This is a genomic window from Asanoa sp. NPDC050611 (genome assembly GCF_040654855.1).
Classification (GTDB): Bacteria; Actinomycetota; Actinomycetes; order Mycobacteriales; family Micromonosporaceae; genus Asanoa.
The window spans coordinates 1-13,030 of record NZ_JBFAIU010000213.1; the positions used below are offsets into that span (position 1 = coordinate 1).

The 13,030-nt window shown below is 71.7% G+C and carries 15 protein-coding genes and 2 pseudogenes; all 17 read left to right on the forward strand.

The window, feature by feature from the left end; all coding sequences use genetic code 11:
* A pseudogene (locus tag AB0H87_RS27405) lies at positions 1–471 on the forward strand (hypothetical protein); the annotation flags it as partial.
* A complete protein-coding gene (locus AB0H87_RS27410; protein ID WP_360151510.1) occupies positions 472–906 on the forward strand; it encodes a roadblock/LC7 domain-containing protein in 435 nt (144 codons plus the stop codon).
* Complete coding sequence (locus AB0H87_RS27415) at positions 896–1,282, forward strand: DUF742 domain-containing protein (protein WP_360151513.1); 387 nt, start codon at positions 896–898, stop codon at positions 1,280–1,282. Before AB0H87_RS27410 ends, AB0H87_RS27415 begins: the two co-directional genes overlap by 11 nt.
* Positions 1,263–1,862, forward strand: a complete 600-nt coding sequence (locus AB0H87_RS27420) for an ATP/GTP-binding protein (RefSeq protein ID WP_360151516.1) — start codon at positions 1,263–1,265, stop codon at positions 1,860–1,862. Before AB0H87_RS27415 ends, AB0H87_RS27420 begins: the two co-directional genes overlap by 20 nt.
* Before the next feature lie 33 nt (positions 1,863–1,895).
* Positions 1,896–2,351, forward strand: a complete 456-nt coding sequence (locus tag AB0H87_RS27425) for a VOC family protein (RefSeq protein WP_360151519.1) — start codon at positions 1,896–1,898, stop codon at positions 2,349–2,351.
* Positions 2,341–2,799: a VOC family protein gene (locus tag AB0H87_RS27430; protein WP_360151522.1), complete on the forward strand. Its 459-nt coding sequence runs from the start codon at positions 2,341–2,343 to the stop codon at positions 2,797–2,799. Before AB0H87_RS27425 ends, AB0H87_RS27430 begins: the two co-directional genes overlap by 11 nt.
* Before the next feature lie 75 nt (positions 2,800–2,874).
* Positions 2,875–2,964 (forward strand): annotated as a pseudogene (locus AB0H87_RS27435) (short-chain dehydrogenase); the annotation flags it as partial.
* 528 nt (positions 2,965–3,492) lie between these two features.
* Positions 3,493–5,064 (forward strand): ATP-binding protein, encoded by a 1,572-nt coding sequence (locus AB0H87_RS27440; RefSeq protein WP_360151525.1) that lies wholly within the window; start codon positions 3,493–3,495, stop codon positions 5,062–5,064.
* Positions 5,065–5,122: 58 nt separating this feature from the next.
* Positions 5,123–5,893: a dimethylargininase gene (gene ddaH, locus AB0H87_RS27445; protein WP_360151528.1), complete on the forward strand. Its 771-nt coding sequence runs from the start codon at positions 5,123–5,125 to the stop codon at positions 5,891–5,893.
* Positions 5,894–5,923: 30 nt separating this feature from the next.
* On the forward strand, positions 5,924–7,990 hold the full coding sequence (locus tag AB0H87_RS27450) for an MDR family MFS transporter (protein ID WP_360151531.1): 2,067 nt from the start codon (positions 5,924–5,926) through the stop codon (positions 7,988–7,990).
* A 12-nt stretch (positions 7,991–8,002) separates the two neighbouring features.
* Positions 8,003–8,905 (forward strand): NAD(P)-dependent oxidoreductase, encoded by a 903-nt coding sequence (locus AB0H87_RS27455; RefSeq protein ID WP_360151534.1) that lies wholly within the window; start codon positions 8,003–8,005, stop codon positions 8,903–8,905.
* A gap of 11 nt (positions 8,906–8,916) precedes the next feature.
* Positions 8,917–9,348 (forward strand): VOC family protein, encoded by a 432-nt coding sequence (locus AB0H87_RS27460; RefSeq protein ID WP_360151537.1) that lies wholly within the window; start codon positions 8,917–8,919, stop codon positions 9,346–9,348.
* A 43-nt stretch (positions 9,349–9,391) separates the two neighbouring features.
* The gene (locus tag AB0H87_RS27465) at positions 9,392–10,189 is read left to right on the forward strand and encodes an intradiol ring-cleavage dioxygenase (protein ID WP_360151539.1); all 798 of its coding nucleotides are present in this window, start codon (positions 9,392–9,394) and stop codon (positions 10,187–10,189) included.
* A 91-nt stretch (positions 10,190–10,280) separates the two neighbouring features.
* Positions 10,281–10,631, forward strand: coding sequence for a YciI family protein (locus AB0H87_RS27470; protein ID WP_360151542.1), 351 nt, complete (start codon positions 10,281–10,283; stop codon positions 10,629–10,631).
* An 11-nt stretch (positions 10,632–10,642) separates the two neighbouring features.
* The gene (locus AB0H87_RS27475) at positions 10,643–11,893 is read left to right on the forward strand and encodes an RNA polymerase sigma factor (protein WP_360151545.1); all 1,251 of its coding nucleotides are present in this window, start codon (positions 10,643–10,645) and stop codon (positions 11,891–11,893) included.
* On the forward strand, positions 11,886–12,290 hold the full coding sequence (gene tsaA, locus AB0H87_RS27480; protein ID WP_360151548.1) for a tRNA (N6-threonylcarbamoyladenosine(37)-N6)-methyltransferase TrmO: 405 nt from the start codon (positions 11,886–11,888) through the stop codon (positions 12,288–12,290). Before AB0H87_RS27475 ends, tsaA begins: the two co-directional genes overlap by 8 nt.
* 34 nt (positions 12,291–12,324) lie before the next feature.
* On the forward strand, positions 12,325–13,030 hold a 706-nt coding region (locus AB0H87_RS27485), incomplete at its 3' end, for a zinc-binding dehydrogenase (protein ID WP_360151551.1).

Sequence of the window (13,030 nt, forward strand, 5' to 3'; positions counted from 1 at the left end):
CCGCCGCCGGTCGAGTCGCGACCGATCGACGAGTCGGGTCGCGACGGGAAGGCCGCGCCGAAGCTCAGCGACGCGACCAGGGCGTTGCGGATCCGCCGCTACACGTCACCGACGACGCCCGGGCCCGAGGGCGACGGCCTCGCCGCGGGTTCGGCCGGGAACGGCTCGGCTGACGGTGCGGGTCGCGACGGCGGTAAGAAGACGGGGAAGGGCGCGGCCGTCGGCGACGGCGGTGGCGCTGAATCGTCCGGCGAACGCGGGCAGGACACGGTGTCCATCGAGCCGCGCACGCCGGCAACCGGGAACGGTGCGTCGGGTGAACTTCCCGACCGGACGGAGGGGATCGGGTCCGCGACGCCACCCGTACCCTCGCATGAGCGACCGGCACCGCCCGCCGCGGGCGACCGGTCCGCGGACCCGGCACCCGACGGCGCGTCGCAGGTCAAGGATCCATCCGGAAAGGACGCGTAAGTGACGCAGACGACCAGGCCGCAGTCCAACCTCGACTGGCTGCTCGAAGACCTAGTCGCCCGCGTGCCCGGGGCGCAACAGGCGATCGTGCTCTCCGCCGACGGGCTGCTGATGGGGTCGACCCACGGGCTGGAACGCGACGACGCCGAGCACCTGGCCGCGATGGCCGCCGGCTTCCAGAGCCTCGCCAAGGGCGCGAGCCGCCACTTCGACGCCGGTGCCGTGCGGCAGACGGTGGTCGAGATGGAGCAGGCCTACCTGTTCGTGACCGCCGCGGGCCAGGGTGCGTGCCTGGCGCTGCTCGCGACGTCGGAGACGGACATCGGTCTGGCCGCGTACGAGATGGCCATGCTCGTCACCCGGGTCGGCCAGAACCTGACCGCCCCGGCCCGGATCCCGCCGACACCGCCGCCCGGGAGCGCCGATGGCGGCTGATTCCCCCCGCAACGGCCAGCCGGACTGGCTGGACATGGACGCCGGCCCGGTCGTCCGCCCGTACACGGTGACGGGTGGCCGGGTGAAACCGGTCAGCGGCTTCGACCTCGTGGCGTTCGTCGTGGCCGCACCGCTCGACCGGGTCGACCTGGCGCCGCTGCAACCCGAGCACCGCACGATCATCGAGGTCGCGCAACGCCCGGTCGCGGTCGCGGAGCTCGCCGCCCGGGTCGACCTTGCCCTCGGCGTGGTCCGGATCCTGCTCGGCGACCTGCTCTCCGCCGGGCTCGTGGTCTCCTACGAGCCGCAGCCCGCGGCTTCGCTGCCCGATAACGACATCCTCCAGGCGGTTGTCAATGGACTCCGTGCACTCTGACCGCCCCGGCCCCGGGGAGGAGCAACACATACCGATCGCGCTCAAGATCCTCATCGCGGGCGGGTTCGGGGTCGGCAAGACGACGTTGGTCGGCGCGGTGAGCGAGATCCGGCCGCTGCAGACCGAGGAGGTGCTCAGCACGGCGAGCGAGGCGACGGACGACGTCTCCGGCGTCGAGGGCAAGAGCACGACGACGGTCGCGATGGACTTCGGCCGGATCACGATCAACGAAGACCTGCAGGTCTATCTGTTCGGTACGCCCGGCCAGGACCGCTTCTGGTTCCTCTGGGACGAGCTGGCATTCGGTGCCCTCGGCGCGGTGGTGCTGGCCGACACGCGGCGGCTGGCGGACTGTTTCCCGTCGGTCGACTACTTCGAGACGCGCAACACGCCGTTCGTGGTGGGCGTCAACTGCTTCGACGGCATTCAGCGCCACAGCGCGACCGCGGTCCGCAGCGCGCTCGACCTGGACCCGGACGTGCCCGTGCTGCTCTGCGACGCGCGCGACCGCCAGTCGGGCAAGGACCTGCTGATCGCCCTGGTCGAGCACGTGGCGAGCCGGCGGGTCCCGACGGGCTGAGTTTCTGTCGTACCCGGGGTCGAGCATGGACCCATGACGACGAGCAGCATGCAGATCGTGATCGACTGCGCGGAGCCCGCCGCGCTGGCGGAGTTCTGGGCGGAGGCGCTGCACTATGACCTGGCGCCGCCGCCCGCGGGCTTCGCGAGCTGGCATGCCTTCTATCGGAGCGTCGGCGTGCCCGACTCGGAGCTGGCCGGGCAGCCGGACGCGCCCGACCGCCTGCTCGACCCGGCCGGGGTCGGTCCGCCGGTCTGGTTCCAGCAGGTCCCGGAGCCCAAGGCGGTGAAGAACCGCCTCCATCTCGACCTACGGGTCAGCGGCGGCCGATGGCTGCCGCTCGCCGAGCGCCGGGCCCGGGTGGAGGCCGAGTCGGCGCGCCTGCGCGCGGCCGGGGCGCGGACCTTCCGCGTCCTCGACGATCCGGGATACGACCACTTCGCCATCGTCATGCAAGACCCCGAAGGGAATGAGTTCTGTGTCTGCTGACGTGCGCATGGGGATCACGGTCGACTGCGCGTCCCCGACCGAGCTGGCCGCTTTCTGGGCCGAGGCGCTGCACTACGACCTGGCACCGCCACCGGCGGGTTTCGCGAGCTGGCACGCGTGGTACCGCAGCGTCGGCGTGCCCGAGGAGGAGCTGGCCGGCCTACCGGACGCGCCGGACCGCCTGGTCGACGCGGCGGGGGTGGGTCCGAAGTTCTGGTTCCAGCAGGTCCCGGAGCCGAAGACCGTCAAGAACCGCCTGCATCTGGATCTTTATGTGAGCGGGGGCCGGTCGCAGCCGCTGGCCGAAAGGCGAGCCACGGTCGAGGCCGAGGTGGCCCGACTATGCGCGGCGGGCGCGACCGTCTTCCGGGTCATGGACGACCCGGACAACAACTACTTCGCGGTCGTCATGCAGGACCCGGAGGGCAACGAGTTCTGCGTGAGCTGACTGAGCTCAGGCCCCAGCTCGTCGGCGGTGTCCCGGGCTTCGCGTGCGCCGCCGCGGTTGCGACGGGGGAGCATGGTCTACGACCTGGCCTTCGACATCTCGAGGCGGCGCATGGACACCTGGGCCGGCTGGGAAACGGTGAGTCGCGCCGCCGAGAAGGCGGTTTCGGATCCGGGCACTGAACGGCTGACCTCGCCGCATACGAGTTGCGTCGTCTCGGCGAGGAGCCCGACGACCGGCACGACGCCGGTCCGGAGCCGAAGCCATCGTGTACGTGTTCACGCAGGCGCTCATCAAGGCGGTCGGCCGGTCGCGGGCGACGACGTCGCGGTCCCCCTCGCGCCCCCGCCCGCGGCCTGCGGATCCCGCGGCTGAGTGGACGCCGCCGCGGTTCGCGGGCTGGGCTCGACCGATCCTGATGCGCGCCGACCGTCATCGTGGTGTCCACCTCGCCACAGGATGTTCTGCTCCTCGCGGAAGCACAGACGGCGGTTTCGCCGACCCGTATGCAACCCGCCAGAAAGGTCAAACGCCAACAGAAGCCGCAAACATCTTCTTCGTGCCTATAACGCTACGAAGGGGTGGGGTCGCCTGGGCTCGGGTCGGGCTGTTCGAGCGCGATCGGTGGTCGGGTTGGGCGGGGCGTGTCAGTCTTAGGTGCGGGTCGACCCGGTTTTAGGCGGGGGTGGATCAATGTCGGATGGAGCCTCTAACGGGCCGCGGAGCGGCGCCGAGACCGTCGAGGTGCTCGGTGGCCGACTGGTGATCAACGATGGTCCAGCGATCATCGCCGCGGCGCGGGAAGATCGGGTTCGGTTGCTCGGGGGTGGATACTTCCCGCCGCCCGTGCAGGACGTCCGGTACTGGCTGGACACCGCGACCGTCGACGGCGACGCGATGCATCAGATGTCGGCGGACGTGAGCGTGCGGGGCGGCCCGACCGCCCGGACCATGTTCGACGCCGCCATGCTCGGTGCCGCGGCACCGCTCGGGGCCATGCTCGCCCGGCGGTTCGGCAACGAAGGTCCCGTGGCGAGCCGGATCGCGCAGGGCGCCGAGGTGATCGCGACCGTGCCGAGCCGGCTGGTACGCACGATCTGGCCACCCGACGACTACGGCGAGAAGGTCGACCCGCTGGCCGCCGCCAACGCCGCGGGGCTCAAGGCGACGATCACCTACCCGGGGCCGCCGGCGAGCGCGAAGTCCGGCAACGGCAACCCGTTCTCCGCGGAGGGCCCGCTCCGCAGTGGGCCGCGCACGGTCTCCATCCGCGCGAGCGTGCCGAGCGCGGAGATGACCACTGACCTGCTCCGCGAGATGACCCTGCTGGTGCTGCGCGTCATCGGGGAGTTCGCGGGCGGCGACGCGCCGCTGCGCGGGCGCACGTACGTGATCGGCCGCCGGGAGAACCAGCCGCCGCCGAGCGCCGGGCAGGCGTCGGCCGCGTCGCCGGGGCCGACCCGCACCGAGAACGTCACCCTCGACCACGTGGGCGGCCTGGACACGATCGTCGGCCAGTTCCGCGAGATCGCGGTCAGCTTCCGGCACCCCGACATCATGGCCCGCTGGGGCGCTCGGCGACCGCAGGGCATCCTGCTCTACGGCCCGCCCGGCACGGGCAAGACCATGCTGGCCCGGGCGCTGGCCAACGAGATCGGCGCGACGTTCCGCGAGATCCGTACGCCGGAGATCCTCGACAAGTGGCTCGGCGGCTCCGAGCGCAACATCAAGACCATCTTCCAGGAGGCCCGCCGCTACCGGCACCCGACGGTGATGCTCTTCGACGAGTTCGACAGCATCATCAGCTACGCGGGCGCGGGCGGCGACGCCGCGAGCCAGGCGGTGAACGCGGTCGCGGGCATCTTCAAGCAGGAGATGAACAACCTGATCGAAGACAACCAGAACGTGATCGTGGTGGCGACGACCAACTTCCCACACCGGGTCGACGACTCCCTGATCCGCTCGGGCCGCTTCGACGTGAAGCTGTCGATCCCACTACCCGACGAGGCCGGCCGCGCCGAGATCTTCAAGATGAAGATCCGCGATCTGACGGAACGCCACGAGTACTCGGGCTTCACGATGTTCGCGGAAGACGTCGACCCGGCCGCCCTGGCCGCCGCCAGCCACGGCTTCAGCGGCGCCGACGTCGGCGAGGTCCTACGCCGCGCTCAGCTGGCGAAGGCCATGCAGGAGGCGCGCGGCGCCAAGGGCGGCCCCATCACCCAAGCGGACCTGATGCAGATCACCACCACGCTCCGGCACTGAGCGGTCCCGGGCCGGCTCCGCGTTGCGTCGTGGGTTCGGGGCACACAGAATCGGACGCATGATCACGGGTGCGGCTTTGGTTCGGGTGCCGAGTTCGCGGCTTGCTGATGGGATCGTTACGCACATCGCGCGTACGCCCGTCGACGTCGAGTTGGCGCGCCGGCAGCATGACGACTATCGGGCCGCGCTGGACGGGGCCGGCTGGTCCGTCGTCGACGTCGCGCCCGCCGATGACTGTCCCGACAGCGTGTTCGTCGAGGACACGCTCGTCGTCTGTGACGATCTGGCCGTGCTCACCCGGCCCGGTGCCAAGGAGCGTCGCCCCGAGATAGCAGGCGCGCGGGCCGCCGCTGAAGCCCTGCTGCTCGACGTCGTCGAGATCCGGGCGCCCGGGACCCTCGACGGCGGCGACGTGCTTCAGGTCGGTGACCGCGTCTACGTCGGCGTCGGTGGGCGTACCAACAAAGAGGGGTTCGAACAGCTCCAACGCCACCTGGCCACCCGCGGCCGGACCGCCAGCCCCGTTGCCCTGCACGGTGTGCTGCACCTGAAATCAGCTGTCACGGCGCTGCCGGACGGGACCCTCGTCGCCCTGCCCAACCTCGTCGACATCCAGGCCCTCCCCCAGCTCCTGCCCGTCGAGGAAGAGGGCGGCTGCCACCTCGTGCCCCTCGGCGACGAACGCGTGCTCATCGCCGCCTCCGCGCCCCGCACCGCCGACCTCATCCATCAGCTCGGGTTCGCGCCCGTCGTCGTCGACATCAGCGAGTACGAGAAGCTCGAAGGTTGCGTAACCTGCCTCAGCGTCCTGGTGCCGCCCATAAGCTGAGGACACAGCGACGGCGTACGGGGGTGCGCGTTGGCGGTCCAAACGGCTCCACCGGACGACGACGTCCGCCGGCCGCAGTTGTCCAGGCGCCAGATCAACGTCATCTACGGCACGGTCGCGTTGGGGCTGCTGCTCGCGGCGATGGACCAGACCGTGGTCGCCACCGCGTTGCCCACGATTGTCGGTGATCTCGGCGGCGCCAACCATCTGTCCTGGGTGGTCACTGCCTACCTGCTCGCCCAGACCGTGGCGGCCGCGCTCGCCGGCAAGTTCGGCGACCTCTTCGGGCGCAAGCGGATCTTCCAGGTCAGCGCCCTGATCTTCATCGTCGGCTCGTTGCTCTGCGGCGCCGCGCAGAGCCTGATCTGGCTGGTGACCTCCAGGGCCGTGCAGGGCATCGGCGCCGGCGGGCTCCTCGTCACCTCGACCGCGCTCATCGGCGACGTGATCCCTCTCCGCGACCGCGGCCGCTACCAGGGCGGGCTCGGCGCCGTGTTCGGGCTCGCGACCGTCGTCGGGCCGTTGATCGGCGGTCTGTTCACCGACAGCGGGCTCGGCTGGCGCTGGGTCTTCTACATCAACGTCCCGCTCGCCGTGCTGGTCATCCTGGTCGCGGCGCGCACGATCCCGGCGATCACGAGCGGGCGAAAACCGATCATCGACTACGCGGGCATCGTGCTCATCGGCACCGGCGCGGCCGGCCTCACGCTCGCGACCAGTTGGGGTGGCACCGAGTACCCCTGGACCTCCCCCGTGATCATCGGGCTGTTCGCGGTCTCGGTCGCCCTGCTGGTCGGGTTCGGGTTCGTCGAGCGCCGCGCCAAGGAGCCTGTGCTGCCCATCCGGCTCTTCCAGTCCCGCGTCTTCGTCGTCTCGTCCGCGCTCAGCTTCGTCGTCGGCTTCACCCTGCTCGGCGCGCTCACCTTCCTGCCCACGTACCTCCAATGGGTCCAGGGCGTCTCCGCGACGATCTCCGGCGTACGCACCCTGCCGCTCGTGATCGGTCTCCTGATCACGGCGGTGCTGTCCGGCAACACGGTCAGCCGGACGGGCCGCTACAAGGCGTTCCCGATCGCCGGCGGCCTGGTGATGGCCCTCGGGCTCTACCTGCTCTCGCGCATGGGCACCGGCACGTCCACGCTGGTCACGTCGCTCTACATGTTCGTCTTCGGCGTCGGGATCGGCCTCTCGATGCAGATCCTGATCATCATCGTGCAGAACACGGTCGCCTATCGGGATCTCGGCGTGGCCACCTCGGGCGTGACGTTCCTGCGTACCCTGGGCAGCTCGTTCGGCGCCGCCGTGTTCGGCACGATCTTCGCCAACCAGCTCAACCACCACCTGACCGACGCCTTACGAGCGGTCGGCCCGCTGCCGCCCCAGGTCGTCGGCCTGCCGACCGCGGTGCACGACCTGCCGCCGGCACAATCCGGACCGATCATCGAGGCGTACGCGCAGTCGGTGCACAGCCTGTTCCTCTACGCGGTCCCGGTCCCCCTCGTCGCCTTCGCGCTCGCCTGGTTCCTCAAGGAGGTGCCGCTGCGCGACATGGCCCGCGCCGCCGCGCCCGACCTCGGCGAGGGGTTCGGGATGCCCGAGGCGCAAAACTCCGACGGCGAGCTGGAGAAGGCGATCTCCCGCGTGTTCCGCAGCGAGGGCCCGGCCGCCGCGCCCGCCGTGCTGGCCGCCTCCGGGACCGGGCTGAACGCGGCCGACGCCTGGTGCCTCGCGCAGATCCACCTGCGCACCCGTTACGCGGGCCCCATCGACCTGGCCGGCGTCGCCCGCGCCTACCAGATACCCGGTCCGGTGCTGCGGCCCGCGTTCGCCCAGGCCGCTTACCGCGGGCTGGTCGCCATCGACGACAACGAGTGCCTGAGCCTGACCGGGCGCGGCGAGGAGTACTACGGCCAGCTCGCCGAGGCCTGGAAGAACTGGCTGCTCACCAAGCTCCCCGAGCGCGACGGTCAGCGCCCGACCCGCGCCGACCTGGACAAGGCGCTCAGCAACATCGCGACCCGCCTCGCGGACAACCAGGGCACCCGCCCGCCGGGCCCGTCAGCCGCCGTCGGGGCGGGCACACCGACAAAGCGGTGAAAGGATGGCGGGATGAGCGAAAATACGCGGCTGGCCGTCATCGGCACCGGAAACATGGGCGGCGCGATGGCGAAGCGCCTCCGCTCAGCCGGCTACCCGGTGACCGTCTGGAACCGCACGCGGGACAAGGCCGAGGACATCGCCGCCAACACGGGTGCGACCGTCGCGGCGACGCCGCGCGAGGCGGCCGGCACCTCCGACGTCGTGATCGTCTCGCTCTCCAACGACGCGGCCGACCTGGGCGCGCACGAGGGCCGGGACGGGATCGTGGCCGGGCTGCGCCGCGGCACCGCGGTCGTCGACACCAGCACCATCGACCCGCACACGACGCTGCGGCTGGCCGAGATGGTCCGCGGCGCGGGCGGTGTGCACATCGACTGCCCGGTCTCCGGCAGCGTGTCCAGTGTCGAGGCCGGCACGCTGGCCGTCCTCGCCGCCGGCGACGCGGCCGACATCGACCGGGTCCGGCCGATCCTCGACTACCTCGGCAGCAAGGTCTTCCACATCGGACCGACGGGCCTCGGGGCCACGATGAAGATCGCGATCAACACACTCCTGATCGCGATCAACCAAGGGCTTTCGGAGGCGTACGTGCTGGCGCAGGCGGCCGGCATCGACCCGGCTACCGCGTACGACGTGTTCGAGGCGGGCGCCACGGGTGCACCGTTCCTGAAGTACAAGCGGGCCGTGTTCGAGCACCCCGACGACACCCCGGTGGCGTTCTCGCTCGGGCTCGTCGACAAGGACGCCGACCTCGTGCTCGCGCTGGCCGAGCGGGTCGGCGTGCCGGTGCCGCAGGCCCAGGCCGACAAGGCCGCGCTGGCCGCCGCGCTCGACGACGGCTACGCCAACCGGGACATCAGCACGATGGCCAGGCACCTGCGCGAGCTGCGGACGAGGTCGAGTCGCGGATAGTGTCTGGGCCCATGCGGGTCAACCAGATGCGACTTGTGGTCGAGGTCGAGGACTACGACGCCGCCGTGGCGTTCTTCCGGGACGCCCTCGGGCTCACCGAGGAGGCGGCGTTCAGCGGTGGCGGCGACGAGCGGGTGATGATCCTGGAGGCCGGCCGGGCCACGCTGGAGCTGGCCAACCCGGCGCACCACCGCTACATCGACGAGGTCGAGGTGGGTCGCCCGGTGGCGCCGCGGTTCCGGATCGCGTTCGAGGTCGACGACACGGCCGCGGGCACGGCCGAGCTGGTCGACGCCGGCGCGGAGCAGGTGGCGGCGCCGACCGAGACGCCGTGGCGGTCCCTCAACTCGCGCCTGGACACCCCGGGCGACCTGCACGTCACGCTCTTCCAGGAGTTGGAAGCACAGCCGCCGCACAGCCCGCCGAAAGCGGCACCGCAGTAAGCCGACGAACTCTTGGGGCCACCGAACCCTAGGAGGCCGCGAGATGCACCAGCACGATCAGGGACTCTCCCTCGACCTGCCGACGCTGCTCAGCCGCCGCCGGCTGCTCGGCCTGCTCGGCGCCGCCGGCGCGGCGACGATCGCGGGCTGCTCGTCGACCAGCGAGCCCGGGAGCGATCCCGGGCCACCGGCCGCCGCGCGGGACAGCACCGCCGACGGGGAGATCCCCGAGGAGACCGCCGGCCCGTACCCCGGTGATGGCTCGAACGGCGTCGACGTGCTCACCGAGAGCGGCATCGTGCGCAGCGACATCACCCGCAGCTTCGGCACCGGCTCGGCCGTCGCGACCGGCGTGCCGCTGACCATCGCGCTCACGGTCCTCGACGTCGGCAACGGCGGCGGGCGGCCGCTGGCCGGTGCGGCCGTCTACCTGTGGCACTGCGACCAGCAGGGCCGCTACTCGCTGTATTCGCAAGGCGTGGAGCAGGAGAACTACCTGCGCGGCGTCCAGGTCGCCGACGATGCCGGCAAGGTGAGCTTCACCAGCGTCTACCCCGCCGCGTACGACGGTCGCTGGCCGCACATCCACTTCGAGGTCTATGCCACGCTGGAGAAGGCGACCACGGCCAGTGACAAGCTGCGCACGAGTCAGCTCGCCCTGCCCGAGGACACGAGCACGAAGGTGTATGCCACGAGCGGCTACGAGCAGAGCGTGCGCAACATGGGCAAGACCTCGCTCGAGACCGACATGGTGTTCAGCGACGGCTACTCTCTGCAACTGGGCACCGTCAGCGGCGACGTCTCCAGCGGGTTGACCGTCACCCTCGCGGTGCCCGTCTAAAAAATCTCCTCCGCGATGTCGATTGCGGCCAGGTCGCTCGTCGTCAGGATGAGAGGTGGTCACCGACCACCGCATGCCTGAGGAGAAACCCATGCGCTACCTGTTGCTGATCTACAGCGAGGAGAACCGCGGGACGCCGGACCCGGCCGAGGCGGAGAAGGTGATGAACGAGTACTGGGCGTACTCGGAGGCCATCGAGAAGGCCGGCGTCGGCAAGGGCGGCGACGCGCTGCAGGAGTCGACCACCGCGACCACCGTCCGGGTCCGCGACGCACAGCGGGTGGTCACCGACGGCCCGTTCGCCGAGACGCGCGAGGTGCTCGGTGGCTACTACCTGATCGACGTGCCCGACCTGGACGCCGCGATCGAGTGGGCGGAGCGGTGCCCGGGCTCGAAGTACGGTTCCGTCGAGGTCCGGCCGATCATGGAGTTCGGCGAGTAGCGGGTCTGCCCATGGGTACGGACAGCATCGAGGCCGTCTTCCGCGAGGAGTGGGGAAGGCTGTTGGCGACGCTCGTCCGTACCCTGGGCGATCTCGACCTGGCCGAGGAGGTCGCCGCTGATGCCGTGGCCTCGGCGGTGGCCCGGTGGCCGACGGACGGTGTGCCCGACCGGCCGGGCGCGTGGCTGCTCACGGTGGCCCGCCACCGGGCGGTCGACAAGCTGCGGCGCGACAAGGTGTTCGCGGCGAAGCTGGCCCTGCTGCAGGTCGAGGCCGACCGCCGGGACAGCGCACCGCCGGTCGATCCGGTGTGGAACGACGACGCGCCCGACGAGCGGCTGCGGCTGTTCTTCACCTGCTGCCACCCGTCGCTCGGCCTCGACGCCCAGCTCGCGCTCACGCTGACCTGCCTGGCGGGGCTGACCACGCCTGAGGCGGCGCGGGCGTTCCTGGTGCCGCCGGCGACCATGGCGCAGCGGGTGGTCCGGGCGAAACGCAAGATCCGCGACGCCCGGATCCCGTTCCGGGTGCCGTCCGCGGCCGAGCTGCCCGACCGGCTCCCGGCGGTGCTGCAGGTGGTCTATCTGATCTTCACCGAGGGGTACGCGGCGACGGGCGGCCCGGCCCTGGTCCGCGGCGACCTGGCCGACGAGGCGGTGCGGCTGGCCCGGATCCTGCACCGGTTGCTGCCGGGCGAGCGCGAGGTGGCCGGGCTGCTCGCGCTGATGCTGCTGGTCGACGCGCGCCGGCCGGCCCGGGTCGACGTCGCGGGGCGGCTCGTGCTGCTGGCGGACCAGGACCGTTCGCTGTGGACGCTCGACAAGATCATCGAAGGGCGGCGCCTGGTGGTCGACGCGCTGACCGGCGGGCCGCCCGGCCCGTACGCCCTGCAGGCCGCGATCGCGGCCGTGCACGACGACGCCGCCTCGGTCTCGACCACCGACTGGCCGCAGGTGGTGGCGCTCTACGACGTGCTGCGCACGGTGGCGCCGTCGCCGCTGGTCGAGCTCAACCGGGCCGTCGCGGTGGCCATGGTGGACGGTCCGGAGGCCGGGCTGGCGCTGCTCGACGGGCTCGCCGCCGACCGGCACCTGGCCGGCTACCACCTGCTGCCCGCGGCCCGGGCCGACCTGCTGCGCCGGCTGGGTCGCACCGCGGAGGCGGCGACCGCGTACGAGGCCGCGCTCGCGCTGGTGGGCAACGAGCCCGAGCGGGAGTACCTGGCGCGGCGGCTGGAATCGCTACGATCGCCGGATGATTGAGATCTCCCCGATCGGGGTCGTCTCCTCCCCGCTGACCGACGCCGCGACCGCGCCGAAGCAGGGCGACGAGGGCGCACCGGACGCGTGGCTGGAGTTCGACCCGGCCGTCGCGGCGGGCCTCGCCGACCTCGCGCCCGGCCAGGACGTGCTGCTGCTGACCTGGTTCGACCGGGCGGCCCGGGACGTGCTCGCGGTGCGGCCACGCGGTGCCGCCGACCGCCCGCTGACCGGCGTGTTCAGCACCCGCTCGCCGGACCGCCCCAACCCGATCGGCCTGCACCGGGTCACGGTGCTCGAGATCTCCGGGCCGCGGATCAAGGTCAACGACCTGGAGGCGCTCGACGGTACGCCGATCCTCGACGTCAAACCGGTCCTCGGCGGTGTCGCGGAACGTTGACCTCAACCTCGGTTGAGGTGTGATCCTTCGTCCCATGCGAGTGGTGTGGTTGACGCGGTACGGCGATCCATCGGTGTTGGTGCCCGGCGAGGCGCCCGATCCGGTGCCCGGCGAGGGCCAGGCGCTGGTGGAGGTGGCCTACGCCAACATCACCTTCATCGAGACGCTGTTCCGCGCGAAGGGCTTCGGCCCGTTCAAGGGCGACCTGCCGATGATCCCGGGCAACGGCGTGGGCGGCGTGGTGAGCGCGGTCGGCCCGGGTGCGGACCCGGCGCTGGTCGGCACCCGGGTGGTGACGTCGACCGGCGGTTCGGGCGGCTACGCGGCCCGGGTGGCCGTCGACGCGGCGGGCGTGGTGCCGGTGCCGGACGGCGTGGACCTGGACACCGCGGTGGCACTGCTGGCCGACGGCCGGACGGCCCTGCTGCTGCTCCGCGCTGCGGCCCCGAAGCCCGGCGAGCGGGTGCTGGTCGAGGCGGCCGCGGGCGGCGTCGGCACGCTCCTGGTCCAACTGGCGAAGGCGGCGGGCGCCAGGGTGGTCGGGGCCGCAGGCCCGGGGAAGCTGGACCTGGTCCGCGACCTCGGCGCGGACGAGGCGATCGACTACACGGCGCCGGGCTGGGCCGCGGCCGCGTCCGGGTCCGACGTGGTCCCCGACCAGGGCAGCGACGACAAGACCGCGCCAGCCACGGACGGGCCCGACGTGGCCCGCGACCAGGGCAGCGACGACAAGACCGCGC

Excerpts from the sequence above, each read along its gene's own strand:
- tsaA (WP_360151548.1), top strand. The coding sequence starts at position 11,886 with ATGATTGAGATCTCCCCGATCGGGGTCGTCTCCTCCCCGCTGACCGAC.
- AB0H87_RS27475 (WP_360151545.1), top strand. The coding sequence starts at position 10,643 with ATGGGTACGGACAGCATCGAGGCCGTCTTCCGCGAGGAGTGGGGAAGG.
- AB0H87_RS27455 (WP_360151534.1), top strand. The coding sequence starts at position 8,003 with ATGAGCGAAAATACGCGGCTGGCCGTCATCGGCACCGGAAACATGGGC.
- AB0H87_RS27460 (WP_360151537.1), top strand. The coding sequence starts at position 8,917 with ATGCGGGTCAACCAGATGCGACTTGTGGTCGAGGTCGAGGACTACGAC.
- AB0H87_RS27425 (WP_360151519.1), top strand. The coding sequence starts at position 1,896 with ATGACGACGAGCAGCATGCAGATCGTGATCGACTGCGCGGAGCCCGCC.
- AB0H87_RS27470 (WP_360151542.1), top strand. The coding sequence starts at position 10,281 with ATGCGCTACCTGTTGCTGATCTACAGCGAGGAGAACCGCGGGACGCCG.
- ddaH (WP_360151528.1), top strand. The coding sequence starts at position 5,123 with ATGATCACGGGTGCGGCTTTGGTTCGGGTGCCGAGTTCGCGGCTTGCT.
- AB0H87_RS27415 (WP_360151513.1), top strand. The coding sequence starts at position 896 with ATGGCGGCTGATTCCCCCCGCAACGGCCAGCCGGACTGGCTGGACATG.
- AB0H87_RS27465 (WP_360151539.1), top strand. The coding sequence starts at position 9,392 with ATGCACCAGCACGATCAGGGACTCTCCCTCGACCTGCCGACGCTGCTC.
- AB0H87_RS27440 (WP_360151525.1), top strand. The coding sequence starts at position 3,493 with ATGTCGGATGGAGCCTCTAACGGGCCGCGGAGCGGCGCCGAGACCGTC.
- AB0H87_RS27420 (WP_360151516.1), top strand. The coding sequence starts at position 1,263 with ATGGACTCCGTGCACTCTGACCGCCCCGGCCCCGGGGAGGAGCAACAC.